Here is a 20,145-nt window from a genome sequence, read left to right as displayed (position 1 = left end):
ATTATATTAGACTCTATTCTTTAACGCAGAAATACGAGAGAACTTACTTGCAAATCTTTCAGCCTCCAGCTCCCAGGGGATTTTCTCTAAATCTATTCTGTAAACTCTCACCAACTGTTTACTCTCTGTAAGAAATCAATCTAAATACTCTTCCTGTTCACCGCTTTTAAGCTATTATAGTATACAAATTTTTTATTGTCAATTACTTTATTTATAAAAAATTAAAAATATTATAATTAATTTTGAATACAATCTATTTATCTACTAAAACTAACTTTAAATATTTTATTTATGTTTAGGAGGTAAAAATGAAAATTAAATGGCTAGGTCATTCTTGTTTTATTTTAGAAAGTAATTCTAAAACAACTATAATAACCGACCCTTACGAGCCTAGTATAGGTATTCATAGGATAAATTATGCTTCAGATATATGCACTATAAGTCATAATCATTTTGACCATAATTTTAAGGGTGATCTAAACAAAAATTGTATAATTTTAGATACTCCCATTCAATATGAACATAAAGATTTGAAAATAAAGGGATTTAAAAGTTATCATGATAAACTAAATGGACTTAAAAGAGGGAATAATATAATATTTAAATTTAATATAGATGGATTCAATATATGCCATTTAGGTGATCTGGGGCACCTATTATCCAAAGACTTTATTTATAGCTTAGGTCCTATAGATCTATTATTAATACCTATTGGAGGAAATTATACACTTAATGGAAAGGAAGCTGCTAAATTATGCAAAAATATAAATAGTCATATAATAATCCCAATGCATTTCGGGTTAGACAATATAAAAATTAAACTAGATGGCCTAGAAGATTTCTTAATTCATATGGATAAAAACTTAGAAATTGGATCTAATATCATAACACTAGAAAATAATATAAAAAATTATAATAACATGGTTTATATACTAAAAACTTAATTTTAACACCTCTAATATAAATCCCATATATAACCTATCTCATTTTACTAAGAAGTTCTCCATCTGGCTACATTAAAAATTTTTTACCTAATGGAGACTCCTTCCTTAACTTCACTATGAGCTCATCACACACTGTAACAAATTAGGCCGAATTTTAATTTCCCCAGATTAAAAACTACTAAAGCTTATTAATAGTTTATTACGTATATTTTTTTATAATTCCTATATTAAAATTAAATCCATCTTAAGAAAACCTGTTTTATAAGAAATTATTTACATAAGCACTACCTTGTGCTACAATATAGTTGCAGTACCTTGTACAGCATAATAGTGAGGTGATTTAAACTTGAATGATAAGTCTCAACTTTTAAGAGGAACCTTAGAAGGATGTATTCTTAAAATAATTAATGATAAAGAAACTTATGGATATGAAATAGCTGAAAATCTTAAATTATATGGATTTAAAAATATAAGTGAGGGCACAATTTATCCACTGCTTATAAGATTAGAAAAAAACAATTTCTTAAACTCTACAAAAAAACCTTCTCCTTATGGTCCTAAAAGAAAATATTATACCCTTTCAGAAAAAGGTGTAGAAGAATTAAATTATTTTTACACTAATTGGTTGGAACTTAAAAATAATGTAGATAAAATATTTTTAGATTATTCAAAGGAGGGAACCGTAAAATGAATAATATTAAAGAATTAGTAAAACTAACTAATAAATTAAGTGAAACTCTAAATGATACAAATGATGAAACTTTTACTAATATAGCTTGTTATTTAAGAGCTAGTTCTTTATCTGAAAGACAATGTGAAGAATCTATACATGAAATATTAGATATGTTTTTAACCGCAGAAAATAATAAAGAATCTATAGAAAATATTATAGGCAATGATCCAAAAGAATTTTGTGATGAAATAATTCAATCTTATGCTACTAAAAAATTTTCTAAAGAAAATGTTATAGTTAACTTAAAAATTATACTTAATAGTTTTTTTATCCTATGGACAATAAATATAGTTTTCGATTATATTCCTAATATGATAAAATCTAAAAGCTTACTTTTAAATTATAATTTTTCTTTACCTTTTATTATAAATACCTTATTAATTACTATTTTATCCTTTGGAATTTTTAACTATATAGGGAAAACTGCCTTTAAACAAGATGACTCTAATTTAAACTTTGATATAAAATTTATTCTATTGTATATTATTTTCATGATTATTAGTGTGCTTATGTGGCGTAAATTCAACAAAATAATTTTATTTACTGCAAAAATACACTATATATTAATTTTTGTAGCAATATCTTATTTAATATTATTTTTATTATCCAAATATACTTATAAGCAAAAATAACTAATATTTCAGAGCAAAGATACCTGAAAAAACACAAAAACTCAATTTTGAATTTTTTCTTCCTAAACCAAGTATATCTTTAAGTTTTCATATAATTTCCCTAATTAAAGGTGATAAATCTTCATTCTCAAATCATCCCGATACCAAAAATTAAAATCAACCATATTATATAGTAATGCTATTTTACAAGATTTCTTATTATCATACTGAAATCATATTATAAAAACAGAAGGTGATTTTATTGAATAATAGATGTAAAACGCTATGTATACCCATTTGTGGTAGATGTACCTGCCCTCGTGGTATAACTGGGCCTACTGGCCCTCAAGGCGTTACTGGCCCTACTGGATTTCAAGGCATAACTGGGCCTACTGGACTTCAAGGTGTTACTGGATCCACCGGACCTCAGGGTGTTACCGGTGCTACTGGACTTCAAGGCATAACTGGTTCTACTGGTCCTCAAGGTATTACTGGCCCCACTGGTCCTCAAGGTATTACTGGCCCCACCGGCCCTCAAGGTGTTACCGGTTCTACTGGACTTCAAGGCATAACTGGGTCTACTGGCCCTCAGGGTATTGCTGGGCCTACTGGCCCCTATTGGCCCTCAAGGCCAAGCAGGAGCCACAGGACTTCAAGGCCCAACTGGACCAGGAGTTACTCCATCATATTTTAACGCTGTCACCAATGGAGGATCACAGGATGTTCCTCCAGAAGGTGAAGTAACATTCATTGTTGCCCTTCAATCTGGTGATTTTAATTTTACACCAAATACTTCTACAATTACAGTAAATACAGCCGGGATTTATCAAATTAACTATGTAGTGACTGTTCGACCAACTGGCGGTCTGATTAATGTTGCGTATGCAGTTGCCATTAACGGAGCAGAGCACCCTCTTTCTTTTTTCGGAATGTATTCTGATGGGTTGAATGACACAGAAAGAGCTGAATTGACTGGCATGTTTCTGGCATCCATTCCAGCAGGAGCAACCGTTACGCTCAAAAATAAATCAACTACTGAAGATACTCTTGCCGGTACAGGTGTAGATAACCAAGCGATAAATAGGTCAGCTATCATCTTGCAAAGAATAGCCTAAATCGTAAGATAGAAAGCTATAACTTGCTTCCTATACTTTTTCCGCTTCACCCGATGCATTTAACAGCTTCTTTAGTATTATTTAAAGATTAATTCTTAAAAACTTTTAAGTTATGCTGTTATGCATAGAAGATATTTTTCTTTGTAAACAATAAAAGGATGTAAAACTTTATTTTAAAGTTTTACATCCTTTTATTAAATGATTATCTAACCTAATATATCTATATATTTTACAAGTCTAAAATAATAACCTCATTTTTATTCAAACTTTTTTTCACATCAATTATTCTTTGATTAAATGATCCTCTATATTTTAAAATTCCATCTTTTTTTGACTCATCATATTTACCATCTACCAAAACATCTACTAAATTCATTAATTTATTTAATTCAGGATTTTGAACCATCTCTTTTTTAATATATTCAAAAGTATACCCTGTATAACACCATATATTTAACCCTAAGTTTTTTATTTTTTCAGCTAAAATCCTTAGTTCTTCTATATGTTCTAGTGGTTCTCCTCCACTAAATGTTATACCCTTTATTAAAGGCATATTGCTTTCTATTCTTTTTAATATATCTTTTAGTGATATATTATCTCCATAACAAAAGGATTGCATTTCCTTGTTTTGGCACCCTTCACAATTATGCTTACAACCTGATACAAATATTACTGATCTTAAGCCTACTCCATTAACTAAGGAATTATCTAAAAAACCTGCTACTTGTAAATATTTATTCTCCATAGTTAAACACCTCAATTATTATACAGTATAGATTCTTCTATGGTTAGAATTATTTGATGTTCTATCAGCTCTTTCTGCTACTTTACCAGAACCAAATCTTTCATCTAAGCTTAAATATCCTGTTACTCTAGATATACCTTGTATATTTGTGCTTCCACAATTATTACAAACTTCTTCTGCTACTCCAAGGTATGTTCCACACTCTCTACAGTATTTTATATGAAAATTTATTCCCATATAAGATATATTAGTATTTCTATATGAATATTGAATTATATCCATAATTACATCTTCTGATGGATAATCATCTAATTCAATGTAACTTATATGTCCACCATTACATATTTTATGATAAGGAGCTTCTATATTTATTTTTTCTTTAATTGATATTGGGAAACCTACTGGTATATGATAGCTATTAGTATAGTAGTTTTTATCTGTAACACCCTTTATTTCTCCGAAAACTTTCTTATCTTGAAGAATAAACTTACCACTTAAACCCTCTGCAGGTGTAGCATAACAACTCCAATTTAATTTATCTATTTCTTTATATTTATCACAGAACTCTCTTATATGAGAAACTATTTTTACTCCTAATTCTTTAGCCTCTTCTGTTTCTCCATGATGATTTCCTATAAGAGCCGTCAATGTTTCTGCAACACCTATAAATCCTATAGCCCAAGATCCTTCTCTTAAAATAGGCTCAATAGAATCATCTGGTGATAAATTTTCTGACCCCTTCATTAAGCCTTCTCCTACAACGAAAGGTAAATCCTTAACTCTTAATTTTTTTAATACACCATATCTATGCAATAAGGATTCTCTTGCTAATTCTAATCTATTATCTAATAGATTAAAAAATTTGTTTAGATCTTTTTTAGCTAATATTCCAACTCTTGGAAGATTTATAGTAGTTGGAGCTATATTACCTCTGCCAGCTGGTCCTTCCTCACCATTTATATTAGAGCATACATAGGTTCTACATCCCATAGTAGCTGGTATTATTCCTTTATCATAATATTCCTTGTTAAAGTCTGAATCCATATTCATAAAGGTAGGATTCATTCTTTTACCTGCTATTCTAGCAGCTAATTTAAATAAGTAATAGTAAGGATCCTTCTCTTCTCTATTTACTCCATCTTTTACTCTAAATATTATATTAGGGAATATTGGTTGTTCACCTTTACCTAATCCCCTTTCATATTCCTTTAGAAATATTTCACATATTAAAGCTGCATCTTTATTTTTAGGTATTCCTATATTTATAGAACTAAAAGGTACTTGGGATCCTGCTCTAGAATGCATAGTATTCAGATTATAAACTATTCCTTGCATAGCTTGATGTATGCGTAGTTTTAATCTATCTTCTACTAATTCATCTATTTTTTCCTCATTTAAGCCTTCTTCTTGTACCCCCAATCCCTTTAAATTTTCCAATATTTCTTTTCTTATTTCAGATCTAGTATTAGGAATAAATAAAGCCATGTCATTATCAAAATTTACATGTGCTTGACCTCCAAACATATCATTCTGAGTAGATTGAAGTAATATACAACTTAATTCTGCGGCACTTTCAATTCTCTTTGGAGCATTAATTGTACCGTAACCTGTATTAAATCCTCTTTGTAATATTTTCCCTGTATCTATATTTAAACAATTTACTGTTAAATTATAACTATCTAAATCGTGATAATATATATCTCCATTTTCATGTAGTTTAGCCAAATGCTTTGGCATAACACCTAAATTATACCATTTATTAGATTCACTAGCTATTCTTAAAAGTTTAGAACTGAAATTATTACCTACATTAGCATTATCTCTATCTGTTTCTACTCCTATTTTTTCTATAGCTGTCATCAATTCAGATTTTATTTCTCTTATTTTTGTTCTCTCTCTTCTATAATTTGAATAGGCATATCCTATTTCTTTAAATCCGCTATCAATTAAAACATGCTCAACTAAATTTTGTATATCTTCTACTGATATTTCCTTTTTATTAGAATCCTCGATCTTTTTTATTACCCTTTGAGTTAAACTTATATTTTCACTTTCCTTCATATCAAAGGCAATTTCTTCTGCTGCACCTTTAATAGCATTTGATATTTTTACAACATCAAACTCTACTTTTCTACCATCTCTTTTCACAACATATAGCATACTATATTCCTCCTACCTACAACATATTGTGTATATGTACTTTGAACATTATACTATCTTAAATTTTTTTCAGCAATTTTATATTTAAATAAATATACCGATTAAGTTTAATTAATGTAATTTATCTAACTTTTATATTAAATTTTATACAATATATATACTTGATATTTATATATATTTATACTCCAATGTAAAATGCTATAAATGCTCGAATTAATATACCTTTTCCTACAAAAAATAACAAGAACATATATTTTATTTTAAAAATACATGTTCTTTTTATATTCCATTATAATATTCTATTTTTGATTCTATTAATTCTTAATATATTTATATCATATATATTTTTATTACTTTGTAAATTTTGTATTACAGATAAAAAATTTAATCTATTTTTTGTACTTATAATTAATTTTATTTTTATTGTTTCATCTTCATTAATATTTTTGTCAAAAACTCTTATACTTTTTATTGTTATTTGATTTTTTAATAATTCATCTATAATATATTCCATTACATTATTCTTAGGTAAATATTCTATGATAATATTATATTCTTTGTTTTTGTCAATTACTGAACTTTCTATGTTTTCAAAAACAATTAAGGATACTATTAAACCTAAAAAACCTACCAAGCTTAAAAAATAGAACCCTAATCCTACTGAAATTCCTATACAAGCAACTACCCAAATACTTGCTGCGGTTGTTAATCCTTTTACGGAGCCCTTATCTCTTATAATGGTACCAGCACCTAAAAATCCTACACCTGTAATAACTTGAGATGCCATTCTAGATATATCTGCACTTAATAAATACCTAAACTCCCCATCTATCCGTATCATTTCTTTCATATATTGTATTATATATAATTGTATCATTACGGCTATACAAGACCCTATACAAACTAATATATGAGTTCTAAATCCTGCTGGTCGATTCTTTCTTTCTCTTTCAAATCCTATAGCTCCACCCACTACTATAGATAAAAATATTCTAAATATCACCTGTTTCCTATCCAATATATTCACCTCTATATCTATGAATATATGCTATTAGCTTTAACAGGTTACTATTTTTATACTATAATTTTCTTATTCTTATTAATATACATATTTTTATCAGCTAAATTTATTATATCCTCATAATTTTCCATATTATAATTTTTAAATTTACTTATACCATAGCTAAAATCCACATGTATTCCTTTAATTTTATCTTTATTAATTTTTTCTCTAATATTCTCCATAAAATCTATAACACCTTTATCATCTAAATCATTAAATAATACTATAAATTCATCTCCTCCAAATCTAAAAAATAAATCTTTGTCTCTTAAATATGTTTTTATTAAGTTAGCAAAAACTCTTAAAATAAAATCTCCAGTATTGTGTCCATAAATGTCATTTATAGTTTTAAAATTGTCAATATCAATTAATACTAAAGTCTTATTACTTTCTTTTATTTCATTTTTCATTATTTCATTAAAATATCTTCTATTAAAAATTTTTGTCAATTCATCATAATTAGCTTTATGTATTAACTCTTCTTTTACCATAAAAGATTTTATTATTAATTGTAATTCATCTTTTATATGATCCATTAACTCTAAATCTTCTTTTTTAAATTTATAGTTTTCCTTTGTACAATCTATATTAATTTGTCCAAATAATTTATTATCTATATATATTGGGGCTGAAATTATACAACTTATATTTAATGCTTCTAATTGTTTAAATTTGTTTATTTTTTCTTTGTTTAAAATTTTTTCATCTAATTTTATAGGATTTTCAATTATGGCCGCTTCCTTAAATCTATTTATTTTATATAAATAAACTTCTTTTTTATTTAGTTTTATATTTTTTAACTTATAATCATATCCTAGTATTGCTGCATAATTAAAATTTTCTTCCTTGTCCATTATCAAAATACTGCCTTGAGTTGCTTTTGGTATTATATCTATAGCTGTTTTTAACATTATTTCATATACTTTGTCTATTGTCTTTTGTTTATTAATATTTTTTGTCATATTATACATCATGTTCTTAGAATATTCTAATTTCTTTATATCTTTTCTTAGATTAATTATTATGATATTTTCATATATTATCATAATAAAAAATAATGCAATTATAAAAACATATAACATATTAACCCCCAATTAATTTATTTAATTAATGAATAATATATGTCTTTTATAAAAAAATATATAAAGGAGGTGCTACTATGTTAGGTGAAATTATAGACATAAATGAAAACAACATTATAGTTGAATTTAGCAATGGCTTAAGTTTAGCTGTAGATATTGAAGATATTGAAGACAATGCTAAAATAGGTGACAAAATAAATATAAACCCGTGTACAGAGCAAACCCCTTATAATAAAATTATAAATTTTTTCTAATAATTTTTAAGTGTATAATTTTCTTACTTTATATCTATATTACCTATATATTTCACTTTATACTTAATATTAGTATGGAATAATTATATTTAAATATAAAAAATATTTGAGTAGGATATATATTTATGTCCTACCGTAATATATTTTATAAGACAAGCTATATTAATACAGTTCCAAATTATAATGAAATAAATACATATTTTATACAACTTGTCCTATTGCTGAAAAGCTATATCAATAGTTATATATTAGAAATCCATAACTATTGATTCCTTTAAGATTTTACTAAAATCATGCATAACTTTATTAACACATTCATTATACCAAATATTTCAAATTTAGTAAATCTATCGAATATATTGATTTTATTCAATAGTAATACAATAAATACATCTATATTATAGTTCTTATAGCATTGACAGGACAAACGTATTCTCCTTCTTTACCATATTGCTCTTTCATAATTGGTACTGGATCTATTGTTAATTCTGCCTTACCATCTTCCCCTATTTTAAATAATCCATCTCCTATATCTCGGCATAGACCACATCCTATACATTTATCCTTATCAATTTCTATCTTCATCCTAAAACTCTCCCTTCTATATAAATTCCTATACAATTATATTGAACTTTTATAGTTTTTTTATTCCTAAAATAATATAATTATATTTTAAATATAATTAATAAGGCTTCAATGAATATTCATTGAAGCCTTATTATTATTTATATAAATTCTTAAAGTTATTATATAACTGAGTATATTCTTTATTATTTGTAATAAACGCCTCTACTTCTCCCTTTTCCATCTTTTCAGATAAATCAAGATTTATAGGCATATCCGCTATTAGTGGTATATTTAGATAATCTGCTTGTTCTTTTGCTGATTTTTTACTAAATACATTTAGCTTTTCTCCACAGCTTCCACATTTTATGTAAGACATGTTTTCTACTACTCCTAGAACCTCTATTCCCATTTTTTCTATCATTATAACTACTTTCTTAACTATCATAGAAACCATATCTTGAGGTGTAGAAACAACCACCATCTTTGTAACAGGTAAACTTTGCATTACAGTTAATGCTATATCACCAGTTCCAGGAGGCATATCTATAAGTAAGTAATCTAGTTCACCCCACTCAGTGTCAGTATACATTTGAGTCAAAACTCCGGTTATTACAGGTCCTCTCCATATAACAGGAGCTTCTTCTTGTTCTGTTAATAAATTTAAAGACATTACTTTTATTCCTGTTTTAGTTTCTACAGGTATTATTTTAACTTCTTCCTTTTCTCCTGTTGGAATTATAGCTGCTCTCTTATCACTAATACCAAAAAATCTTGGCATAGATGGTCCTGTTATATCACCATCTAACACCCCTACTTTATAGCCTTCTTCTCTTAATTTAGTAGCTAATATTCCTGTTATTGTTGATTTTCCTACTCCACCTTTTCCACTAATTACACCTATAATATTTTTTGCATTCCCATATTTAAAAGTTTCCTTGGAACAGCTTTCCTCACTGTTGCATGTTCCTTTACTAGCACAGCTATCACAATTACTCATTAAAAAAACCTCCTATATATTTCAAAGTAAATTTATAGTGTAATTATATCACTTATAAAGTTATAAGCAAATGCCCTAAACTTTATTCATATCTTAATGCATCTATTGGATTTAGCTTTGCTGCTTTTTGGGCTGGGTATATACCAAAAAATATTCCTACAGAAGAAGAAAATAATATAGCTATGAGTATAGCTGCTATAGATACTGATGGAGATATCTTTACAAACTTTCCTATAATTTCTGCAAATACTATACCTAATATCATACCTATAAGCCCACCTATTAAAGATATTATTACTGATTCTGTTAGGAACTGTACTAATATATTTTTCGTAGTGGCACCTAATGATTTTCTTATACCTATTTCTCTAGTTCTTTCCGTAACAGATACTAGCATTATATTCATAACGCCTATACCACCGACTAATAAGGATATAGCTGCTACTGCTCCAATAAATGTAGTAAATATTCCTATAACTTTATTTACTTCATCTAATTGTTTTAACATGTTTTCAACTTTATACATATCTTTTCCTTTATTATGATGTCTATTTTCTAATATATTTTTAGCCATAACTCCAGCTTCTTCAGTATCATTTTTATCTGTTGCTATAACATATAGATTACCTATAGTAAAATCCTCAGGATATAAATCTTTTAAAAAATTTATAGGACACGTTAAAAATATAGGACTATCCTCACCGCCCCCAGAAAAAGGTCCTGACTCTGATTTACTAACACCTATAACAGTAGCCTGTTTACTAGATGTTTTAGCATTTATTTTTAGTTTTCTTCCAACTACATCCTCTGTTCCAAAAATATTTCTTGCTGATCTTTCATCTATTATAACTACAGGTTTACCTTCTACATGTTCTCCCTCATTGAAAAACCTTCCATAAACCATTTCAGCATTAGTAACATACTGTACATCTGGAGTTGAACCATCTATATATAATTTTTTATTTTTTGTTCCTTCTGTTACAGATCCAGGTCTTGAAACTATTGGTGCAACATATTTAACCTTTTCTACTTTATCCCTTATTATATCAACATCTTCTTGCTTTATATAATCATTACTGCTTGCCTTTGATTCATCTACTTTTATACTTACTGTAGCAGATCCTATTTTTTCAAATTCGCCAGTTATAGTATTTTGTCCACCTTTTCCTAAAGATACTATGGTTATAACAGAGCTTATTCCTATAATTATGCCTAGCATAGTTAAAAAAGATCGCATTTTATTTGATTTTATGCTATCTAAAGCCATTTTCAAATTTTCTAAAAATTTCATTCTACTATCTCCCTATTTAAAACTTTTTCATCTGATACTATATGGCCATCTCTAAATTTAACTACTCTTTTAGTGTATTTAGCAATATCCGGTTCATGAGTTACCATTATTATAGTAGAACCTTCTTCATTTAGATTTTGAAAAATCCTCATTATATCTAATGATGACTTTGTATCCAAATTTCCTGTAGGTTCATCCGCCATTATAACAGATGGATTGTTTACTATAGCTCTAGCTATAGCAACCCTTTGTTTTTGACCACCAGATATTTCATTAGGTCTATGATTTATTCTATCTATAAGTCCCACTCTCTCTAAAGCGCTTAATGCACGCTCTTTTCTTTCTTTCAATGGTACTCCAGCATAAACCATTGGTAATTCCACGTTATCTAATATTGTCATCCTAGGTAATAAATTAAATGCCTGAAAAACAAACCCTATTTCTTTATTTCTAACATAAGCTAAATCGTTTTCTGTTAAATCCGTTACATCTTTACCATTTAATATGTATTCACCCTTGTCCATTTTATCTAGACATCCTAATATATTCATGAATGTAGATTTACCAGAACCAGATGGACCCATTATAGATGTAAATTCTCCTTTTTCTATTTTTAAAGATATTCCCTTTAAAGCTTTAAAACTTATTTCTCCTGTATTATAAGTTTTTTCTATATCTTTAACTGTTAACAATTTTTATCACCTACTTTTCTTGTACACTAACACCTGTTTTAATTGAAGTATTAGGATTTAATATAACCTTTTCTCCTGATTTTAATCCACTTATAATTTCAGCTTCCATATCTGACTGTGTTCCTAACTGTACTGGTTTTTCTTTAACTTTTCCTTCTTCTACAACATATACATGTGATTTATTATATTTATCTGTTTTTATACTTTCTAATGGTATTTTTAATACATTTTTTGATTCTCCTAATAGTATATCTACATCTACGTCAAAACCAACTCTTAAGTCCTTAGAATTATTTTTAGAAAGATATATTTCGCAATCTAATGTAGTGTCATTTCCGCCCCCTGCTTCCTTAATAGTCTTTTTCGCTGTAGGGGCTATAAAATCTACTTTTGCTTCATACTTTTTGTCATCATTTTTAACAAACACTTTCATTCCTTTTTTAACCTTTGTAGAATCATATTTACCTAAAGATACGGCTACTTTTAAGTCATCTACATTTTCAACTACTACTAAAGGTTGTCCTTGTCCTGCACTTATTCCGCCTGCCTGTGCATTAACCTCTGTTACTATACCATCAATATCAGCAATGGTTTCTTCACTTTCATTTATTTTATCATTAACAGATTCTAATTTTAATTCAGCTAATCGAACAGAATTTTCTACTTGTTCAATTTGGCTACTTGTTATAGAATTCATTTTATTTTGCTCAGAATTTTTTTGAGACTTTAATGCCTTCTTTTGTGAAATAGCATTGTCATATTCCATTTGAGCCACTTGTCTGTCATTTTCTAATTCAGACATATCAAAGTTTAATAAAGATTGTCCTTTTTTTACTTTATCTCCAACTTTAACATTAACTTTCTTAATCTTTGCTTGTCCACCTAAGTATTCTTTTTTATTTTTGGACACTACATCACCTGTTGTTGATAGATATGATTCTACATTTCCTTTAGTTACTTTAATAGTCTTTACACTTATGTTACTATTTTTTTTGCTTTTAAAAACTCCTAAAATTAAAAACAAGCCAATTACTAATATTGCCCCGGTAATTATTATAGTCTTCTTTTTCATATTTGCCTCCTATAAAAATATTATATATTTATTTAATTATAATTTATAAACTTTATTTATTAAATACATAAAAGGGAAAAATAAGATAATTTTAAAAATTAATCCCAAAATTAATTAAATTTTTACAAAACCCCATGCATTGCATGGGGTCTGGGAAGAATCTTTTATCAAAAATTCTCCGGTTTTTCATTATATATATTTATATTCCATCTGTTATTCTTATACTCATCTACAATATAGTATTTCTTTTCTGTTCTTTTCTTCTTATTACTAATTTTAATTACTGCTTTATACATAGTAGATTTGTAACCTTCTGTATCCACATTAACTTCTATGTCATGATTGACATTATTATCTTTAATAAGTTCTACATTATTAAAATTATTTTTTAATTCAATTTTAAACTCTTCTAAATCAGTAGATAATATGAATTTAGCAATATCTACATCATCTTTAATATTTATACCTACCTTATTTTTATTACTTTTATTTATATTTTCCTTTTTTAGTACTTCTACTATAGAATTGTAATATACATATTTGAAATCTTTAGGTTTTCTTATAGTCCAAAAACTTTTTATTATATCATTATCTATTCTTTTAGATACTATGTAAATTTTATCTTGACTATATAGGTTTCCTGCTTCCTTTTTATCTAATCCAGCTATGTAATTAAACTTATAAGCTTTATTCCCTGCCTCATCCATTTCAAATATATAATCTGGCTCTAAAGAAGATTTTGTATTTACTGGCTTAGCTGATGATAAAATATCATACAATTCTTTTATAGCCTTTTTATCTGTAATTACAAATCTAAAACCTTTATCTCTAGTATTTTGTATTATTATTTTCTGAACTTTATTTTCTTTTATATATTCAAAATCATTATTTTTAAGACCTAATTTTAACTTCATTTTATCTATACTATTACATCCTGTAATAGAAAAAGATAAAACAAAAATTACAAATAATAAAATAAATTTTTTCTTATTATAGAGCAATTAATTATACCTCCATACAACTTTATTAAAATACAACAACATTATAACATACTTTTCTTCTGATGTGTATTTAGTTCTTATATGTACAAAAATGCTTCCCTTGGCGATAACAGATTTTTAATCTGTCTACCTTAAGGGGAGCATATCAATTTTAATATAATTAGTTTTTAATGTTTGTAAACAATATTTTTCAATATAGTATTAAATACAGTTTCTATACTCTCTTGATGATATTTTTCTGGTACAAAAAATGAAACTCTAATAAATCTTTCTTCCAATTTTAAAAAATATTCATAAGCTACATATTCTTCATTTTCTTTTAATATAGAATATTGAGCTAAATATCCTTTTATATTATTAATGTCTATGGGTACAAGACTATATTTTGTATAATCTATTTGTTGTTTCTCTGATACTTCTTTACTATGTTTAATGAATGTTTTTAAATCACCTTTATAATTCCATAGTTGTATAAATCCCTGCATATTATTTTTTTTATCCATAAAAGAATTGCTATAAATTATATCTTCTCCATTAATAATCTCTTCATTTATTTCCCAGTTAGAAGGAAGTTTATATGAAATCTTCCCATTTAATATATTATACTCTTTAAAAGAAGATACATTGTTATGAATTAAAGCTGCTATTTTTAGTCTACTATCAAAGTTTTTTTCTAACCCAAAAAGTATTAGCATTAATCCAATTATTATCATTGTTACACCAAATCTTTTCTTATTTATAATTAATACCTTCATATAAATCACTTATATTATATAATTAAGTGACTCTTCACCTCCATATGGCTACTTATATATCATATATATGCTTTAAAAATAATTTTATTATTACTTCTTAAAATATTAATATATTATAAAAAATAACATAAATAAAAACAGAGACATGTATTAACATGCCTCTATTTAACAGGTATTAATATATTATTAGTTTTATAGTCATAAAACATTAGCCAATATCCTAAATTATTTTCTTTGCTTTCAATCCAAGTCACAAATCCTGATTTACCTTTAAATGGTTGGTCTTTTCTAGTTTTGTCTCCGGGGATTCCATATACTAAGTATTTCATATTACCTGAACTATCGCACTTATAACCTAAAATATAATGTCCATGTTTTTTTATATAAGAATAATATCCTAACATAGGATTATATAAAACCATAAACTTATCATAATTACAGGTATTTCTCATATCATCTTCATCTTTAGCATCTATTTTATACCAAATACAATTCTTTATTTCATCAGTTATATTATCTACACTATCTAAGTCCTCTACTAAAGATCTGAAATACTTACCCTCTAACCCAATAGGAGTATTTTGCTTATTTCTTTTTTTATATTCATTTTTTCCTATAGGTTTCTTTGTTTTTTCTAAATCTTTTTCATTAGATTTTTCTATATCTTTACCTTTTTCTCTGTCTTCACTATCTAAATCTTTTTCATCAGATTCTTTTATATTTTTATCTTTTTCTCTGTCTTCACTATCTAAATCTTTTCCATTAGATTCTTTTATATCTCTACCTTTTTCTCTATCTTCACTATCTAAATCTTTTCCATTAGATTCTTTTATATCTTTACCTTTTTCTCTATTTTCGCTGTGTAAATTTTTTTCTTTATGTTCCTGTACTGATTTTACTTTATTATCTCCATCCTTATTGGTATTATTATCTTTAGTTTTTATTTCTTCTATAGTTTCCTCATATTTATCAAATATTGTTTTATTAACCTTTTCTTCTTTTATATCTTCCTTTTTTCTCTCCTTACTTTCTATAATACTAAATGACTTCCATGCTGGTATGTCCGTTGTTGAGAATCCGCTCATAACAGATATTATATTTGAATCTAAAAATTTTACTATTGCTGCTCCTGATATTTTATCTGCATTTATTCCACAATTTCCTATGTTGTCTACTGGATATTCATAACATATGTCTGCTCTTCCATATTCATCTATGTTCATTTCCCCTATTTTTATTATATCTTTGCTTCCTTTTTTATTGCATATTAAAACCATGTGGTAAGGTGAAGATTGTTTTTTTATATTTTGAACATAATAAGATATTTTGCACTTGCCATTTTTATTTTCTAATTTTACATATCCTGATGCGGATTTATCAACACCTAAAGAGTATCCTTTTTCATCTTCCTCTAATATTATAAAGTATCTACTATAATTCTTTTTCTGTGCCACTTTTTATTGTACCCCCAAATATAATTATTCAATATAATATATGAGTTATCTTACAAAAAGTGAACTTAATTATTTAAATTATAATATATCATATATACAATCTGAAAGTTTTCCAAATTCCTCTATAGATAAAGTCTCTCCCCTTCGCTTTGAATCTATCCCTGCTCTTTCAAAAGCATTTTCCATATTTTCTTTATCTATATTTAAACTTTTTAATGAATTCCATAAAGTTTTTCTTCTCATATTAAATGAACTTCTTACTACATTAAAAAATAATTTTTCACTTTTCACCTTTACTCTTGGTTCTGAAAGTTTATCTAATTTTATAACTATAGAATCTACTTTAGGTCTTGGTATAAAACAATTTGGAGATACTTTTCTTATTATTTTTGTATCGCAATAATATTGTACCAAAACGGTTAATGAACCATACTCCTTGCAGTTAGGTTCAGCATTTATTCTTTCCGCTACTTCCTTTTGAATCATTATGGTTAGTGATTTAAAATCACATTTTTCTGTAAGTAATCTTGATATAATAGGTGTGGTTACATAATAAGGTAAATTGGCTACTAATTTTATGGAATCCTTATTTTCCATCAACCCATTAAAATCAATTTTTAATGCATCTTTATGTATTAGTGTAAAATTATTATACTCCTTTAACTCTTCTTTCAAGATAGGTATTAAATCACCATCTAATTCTATAGAATAAACTTCTTTTGCCTTTTCTAAAAGCTCTTTAGTTAAAGTTCCAACTCCAGGACCTATTTCTATAACAGTATCTTCTTTGCTTATTTCCGCTCCCTCTATTATATCTTCCAATACAGATCCATCTACTAAAAAATTTTGTCCTAAATTTTTATTAAACTTAAATTCATATTTATTAACTATTTCCTTTGTATTCATATTATTCATTCCCCTTATCTAAATCTTTTATAGCCTTTATAAATTCTTCTTTTGTTATACCAAAATTGTTAAGTCTTTTTATAAACTGATTAGTATTGCAATATCCTATTCCTAAAGCCATCCCTAGTTTTTCTCTTCTTTCTTTTGACTCTTCATTTGCTGTTAATTTAAAAAATATCATATCATTCATATCAAATTCTTTTCTCTCTTGCTTAACTTCACATTTAGCTAAATTTAATGCTCTTATTATAGCTTCTGGAGCTGCATTTTCTACTCCTATATCATCTTCCTTGGTTCCTTCTTCCTGTGATATATAAGCATGCTTTACTCCCTTAACCCTATTACATATATATTTTCTTATCTTTTCCCCTGCATAATCAGGATCTGTTAATACTATTACCCCTTGCCTTTTCTGAGCTTCTCTTATTTTTTTTATAACCTTAGAATTTATTCCAAATCCACCCACCGCTATCATCTCTGCATCTACTGCTCTTTTTACTGCTGTAATATCATCTCTTCCCTCTACTACTATAACTTCCTTAATCATAATATCCCTCCAATATAACTATTATATAATATTTTTAATAGAAAAAAATAGGAGCTAACGCTCCTACTTAAATTAATCTAGAATATAAACATTTACCCACCTTGAACCCCAATTTGATACTTCAACATTGGAATCAAAATATAAATCAATAACATTTCCTTTTATTGCTCCGCCAGTATCCTCTGCTATAGCATATCCATACCCTTCAACAAACAGTTTTGTTCCTAAAGGTATTACCCTTGGATCTACTGCTATTGAACTATATCCTCCTGAATTTCTTCTTGCTGTAGTTCCTGTAGCTGTAACTCCAAAATCAGGACTTCCAGGACTCTTACCTGTATCTTCATAACTTGATGTATATGCTGTAGCTCTCATTCTTAATGATCTACCACTTGGTGTACCAGTAACACTTCCTCCTCTAGAAAGAGTGTTAACATTTGTAACCTTAGTTCCCATTGCAACTACCTTAGATACTGGTTGTTTTTTTATGCTTTCTGATACTACTTTTCTTACTTTTTCTTTTCCATCTTCATAAACTACTTTTATTGCTACTTCTTTCTCTCCACTTTGTCCTTCCCTTATGACTTTTTTGTCACCTTTTTCAAGGGAATCATCTTCTTTAACTACTGTTTCATAATCCATATTTTTTTTGCTCTTTACTACTTTTTCTTCTACTCTTGTAACTGTTACTTTCAATCCTTTTTTTATTTTTTCTTCTTTACTTGGGGTTACTTTATCAAGTTTTTTAACTTGTATCCCCTCTTTTTTTAGCATATTTCCTATGTTATTTTCTGCAGATTGAATAGCTAATTTCTTACCATCAACTTCTACATTAACTTTAACTGCTTTCTTTATGCTTAATTTGCTTCCGTCTTTAATTTCAGCCTCTAATTTAGGCTGAACTTTGTCCTTTGGTCCTACTTGTATATTCTTCGACATTAAGGCTTCTGCATATGTTTTTTTAAATGTTGTAATTTTTTGGCTTTCTTTTCCGTCTATTGAAACAATTATTGTTTTTCTCATATTAGTAATTATTATGCTCGATATCATTAAGATTACTACAACAATCAGAATTGCCTTAGGACCATTGGAAAAATGTTCTTTAATTTTCTTCTTTAATTTTTCCACCATAAAAACCTCCTTCGGGCAAGAGCAACATTGCTATTATATTCGGTATATTTAAATCTGTCAAATTTGCTCATGCTTTTTGGTTAGTAATGCAGCCTTTGTGCATATTATCTATATAAAAATTATTATATAATTGCTTTTTAAATAAAGGGTATCGGTGGAATATTTCAAAATAAATTTATTTAAAATATATGAGAAATTCAAAATTATTATTAATATTTCTCATATTTTTAATACTTATTTTTTATAACATCTATACTAAATAAATCTTTTATATTAATTAATATTTGTGAAGTTACTTCTTCAGAACTTATTTCTTTTATTTCTGCTATCTTATCTATCATATATTTTATATACTCAGATCTGTTTCTTTTACCTCTTAAAGGAGTAGGAGCCATATATGGGCAATCAGTTTCAACTAAGATTCTATCCATTGGAACACTTTTTATAACTTCTACTATTTTTTTAGCATTTTTAAAAGTTACCACTCCTGTAACCCCTATATAATATCCTAAATCTACACATTGCTTAGCAAACTCTACACTACCTGAAAAACAATGCACTTCTCCTTTTACATTAGAAAATTGTTTTATAATATCTAATGTATCTTTATGCGCATCTCTATCATGTATCACTACAGGTAAGTTTAATTTTTCTGCTAATTCCATTTGCTTTTTAAAAGCTTTTATTTGAATATCCCGCTTAGGATTTTCTTCATAATAATAGTCTAGTCCTATTTCTCCTATAGCTTTTACTTTCTCATTTTCTGATAGTCTTTCTATTTCCTTTAAGGTTTTTTCATTAATTTCTTCTGCATTTTCTGGATGCACTCCTACTGCTGCATAAAAGAAATTATATTTGTTGCTCAACTCTACTGATGTTTTAGAAGTATCTAAAGAAGAACCACAATTTAATACTCCTAATATGCCGAATTCTTCAAGTTCTTTTATAACTTCACTTCTATCTTCATCAAAAGCTTCATCATCATAATGGGCATGAGCATCAAATATTCTATATTTTTTCATAGA

Annotated in this window: 21 protein-coding genes and 1 other annotated feature (1 of these 22 only partly in view); of the genes, 5 read left to right on the top strand and 16 right to left on the bottom strand. The window is 27.2% G+C overall.

Annotated features, from left to right (window positions below):
• Positions 1 to 170 (bottom strand) — a binding site (T-box leader) (it extends 74 nt beyond the left edge of the window).
• Between the two features lie 138 nt (positions 171 to 308).
• From ACYUDJ_RS03570 to ACYUDJ_RS03555, 4 genes are all read left to right on the top strand, one after another.
• Positions 309 to 944, top strand: coding sequence for an MBL fold metallo-hydrolase (locus tag ACYUDJ_RS03570; RefSeq protein ID WP_043030905.1), 636 nt, complete (start codon positions 309 to 311; stop codon positions 942 to 944).
• Positions 945 to 1,290: 346 nt separating this feature from the next.
• A complete protein-coding gene (locus tag ACYUDJ_RS03565) occupies positions 1,291 to 1,635 on the top strand; it encodes a PadR family transcriptional regulator (protein ID WP_003487962.1) in 345 nt (114 codons plus the stop codon).
• Complete coding sequence (locus tag ACYUDJ_RS03560) at positions 1,632 to 2,309, top strand: DUF1048 domain-containing protein (RefSeq protein WP_043030903.1); 678 nt, start codon at positions 1,632 to 1,634, stop codon at positions 2,307 to 2,309. Before ACYUDJ_RS03565 ends, ACYUDJ_RS03560 begins: the two co-directional genes overlap by 4 nt.
• Positions 2,310 to 2,884: 575 nt before the next feature.
• Complete coding sequence (locus ACYUDJ_RS03555; RefSeq protein ID WP_275477946.1) at positions 2,885 to 3,403, top strand: hypothetical protein; 519 nt, start codon at positions 2,885 to 2,887, stop codon at positions 3,401 to 3,403.
• A gap of 229 nt (positions 3,404 to 3,632) precedes the next feature.
• On the opposite strand, the gene nrdG is transcribed toward ACYUDJ_RS03555, so the two are convergent.
• The 4 genes from nrdG to ACYUDJ_RS03535 form a co-directional block, all read right to left on the bottom strand.
• Positions 3,633 to 4,148 carry an anaerobic ribonucleoside-triphosphate reductase activating protein gene (nrdG, locus tag ACYUDJ_RS03550; protein ID WP_003487969.1) on the bottom strand — a complete coding sequence of 172 codons (516 nt, stop codon included), beginning with the start codon at positions 4,146 to 4,148 and terminating at the stop codon, positions 3,633 to 3,635.
• An 18-nt stretch (positions 4,149 to 4,166) separates the two neighbouring features.
• A complete protein-coding gene (locus ACYUDJ_RS03545; protein ID WP_003487971.1) occupies positions 4,167 to 6,308 on the bottom strand; it encodes an anaerobic ribonucleoside triphosphate reductase in 2,142 nt (713 codons plus the stop codon).
• Between the two features lie 289 nt (positions 6,309 to 6,597).
• Positions 6,598 to 7,326 carry an MgtC/SapB family protein gene (locus ACYUDJ_RS03540; RefSeq protein WP_042385969.1) on the bottom strand — a complete coding sequence of 243 codons (729 nt, stop codon included), beginning with the start codon at positions 7,324 to 7,326 and terminating at the stop codon, positions 6,598 to 6,600.
• Positions 7,327 to 7,382: 56 nt separating this feature from the next.
• Positions 7,383 to 8,453, bottom strand: coding sequence for a sensor domain-containing diguanylate cyclase (locus tag ACYUDJ_RS03535; RefSeq protein ID WP_003487974.1), 1,071 nt, complete (start codon positions 8,451 to 8,453; stop codon positions 7,383 to 7,385).
• 77 nt (positions 8,454 to 8,530) lie between these two features.
• Between ACYUDJ_RS03535 and ACYUDJ_RS03530 the strand changes: the two genes are divergently transcribed.
• Entirely contained in the window at positions 8,531 to 8,707 is a 177-nt protein-coding gene (locus ACYUDJ_RS03530; RefSeq protein ID WP_003487975.1) for a hypothetical protein, read from the top strand.
• A gap of 393 nt (positions 8,708 to 9,100) precedes the next feature.
• On the opposite strand, the gene ACYUDJ_RS03525 is transcribed toward ACYUDJ_RS03530, so the two are convergent.
• The 12 genes from ACYUDJ_RS03525 to ACYUDJ_RS03470 form a co-directional block, all read right to left on the bottom strand.
• Complete coding sequence (locus ACYUDJ_RS03525; RefSeq protein WP_003487977.1) at positions 9,101 to 9,292, bottom strand: ferredoxin; 192 nt, start codon at positions 9,290 to 9,292, stop codon at positions 9,101 to 9,103.
• Between the two features lie 136 nt (positions 9,293 to 9,428).
• Positions 9,429 to 10,271 carry an Mrp/NBP35 family ATP-binding protein gene (locus tag ACYUDJ_RS03520; protein ID WP_003487979.1) on the bottom strand — a complete coding sequence of 281 codons (843 nt, stop codon included), beginning with the start codon at positions 10,269 to 10,271 and terminating at the stop codon, positions 9,429 to 9,431.
• An 82-nt stretch (positions 10,272 to 10,353) separates the two neighbouring features.
• Positions 10,354 to 11,562: an ABC transporter permease gene (locus ACYUDJ_RS03515; protein ID WP_043030900.1), complete on the bottom strand. Its 1,209-nt coding sequence runs from the start codon at positions 11,560 to 11,562 to the stop codon at positions 10,354 to 10,356.
• Positions 11,559 to 12,254: an ABC transporter ATP-binding protein gene (locus ACYUDJ_RS03510; RefSeq protein WP_003487983.1), complete on the bottom strand. Its 696-nt coding sequence runs from the start codon at positions 12,252 to 12,254 to the stop codon at positions 11,559 to 11,561. Before ACYUDJ_RS03510 ends, ACYUDJ_RS03515 begins: the two co-directional genes overlap by 4 nt.
• 10 nt (positions 12,255 to 12,264) lie before the next feature.
• On the bottom strand, positions 12,265 to 13,326 hold the full coding sequence (locus tag ACYUDJ_RS03505; protein WP_003487985.1) for an efflux RND transporter periplasmic adaptor subunit: 1,062 nt from the start codon (positions 13,324 to 13,326) through the stop codon (positions 12,265 to 12,267).
• A gap of 167 nt (positions 13,327 to 13,493) precedes the next feature.
• On the bottom strand, positions 13,494 to 14,327 hold the full coding sequence (locus tag ACYUDJ_RS03500) for a hypothetical protein (RefSeq protein WP_042385972.1): 834 nt from the start codon (positions 14,325 to 14,327) through the stop codon (positions 13,494 to 13,496).
• A gap of 167 nt (positions 14,328 to 14,494) precedes the next feature.
• The gene (locus ACYUDJ_RS03495) at positions 14,495 to 15,082 is read right to left on the bottom strand and encodes a hypothetical protein (protein WP_003487991.1); all 588 of its coding nucleotides are present in this window, start codon (positions 15,080 to 15,082) and stop codon (positions 14,495 to 14,497) included.
• Between the two features lie 161 nt (positions 15,083 to 15,243).
• The gene (locus tag ACYUDJ_RS03490) at positions 15,244 to 16,536 is read right to left on the bottom strand and encodes a hypothetical protein (RefSeq protein ID WP_003487993.1); all 1,293 of its coding nucleotides are present in this window, start codon (positions 16,534 to 16,536) and stop codon (positions 15,244 to 15,246) included.
• A gap of 78 nt (positions 16,537 to 16,614) precedes the next feature.
• Positions 16,615 to 17,442: a 16S rRNA (adenine(1518)-N(6)/adenine(1519)-N(6))-dimethyltransferase RsmA gene (rsmA, locus tag ACYUDJ_RS03485; protein ID WP_162266804.1), complete on the bottom strand. Its 828-nt coding sequence runs from the start codon at positions 17,440 to 17,442 to the stop codon at positions 16,615 to 16,617.
• Between the two features lies 1 nt (position 17,443).
• Positions 17,444 to 17,989 (bottom strand): ribonuclease M5, encoded by a 546-nt coding sequence (gene rnmV, locus ACYUDJ_RS03480; protein WP_003356126.1) that lies wholly within the window; start codon positions 17,987 to 17,989, stop codon positions 17,444 to 17,446.
• 72 nt (positions 17,990 to 18,061) lie between these two features.
• Entirely contained in the window at positions 18,062 to 19,120 is a 1,059-nt protein-coding gene (locus ACYUDJ_RS03475) for a 3D domain-containing protein (RefSeq protein ID WP_003487998.1), read from the bottom strand.
• 227 nt (positions 19,121 to 19,347) lie between these two features.
• The gene (locus ACYUDJ_RS03470; protein ID WP_003487999.1) at positions 19,348 to 20,142 is read right to left on the bottom strand and encodes a TatD family hydrolase; all 795 of its coding nucleotides are present in this window, start codon (positions 20,140 to 20,142) and stop codon (positions 19,348 to 19,350) included.
• Between the last annotated feature and the right edge of the window lie 3 nt (positions 20,143 to 20,145).

It is taken from the genome of Clostridium sp. CTA-6 (assembly GCF_054768115.1).
This window is presented reverse-complemented; position numbering and strand designations above follow the sequence as displayed.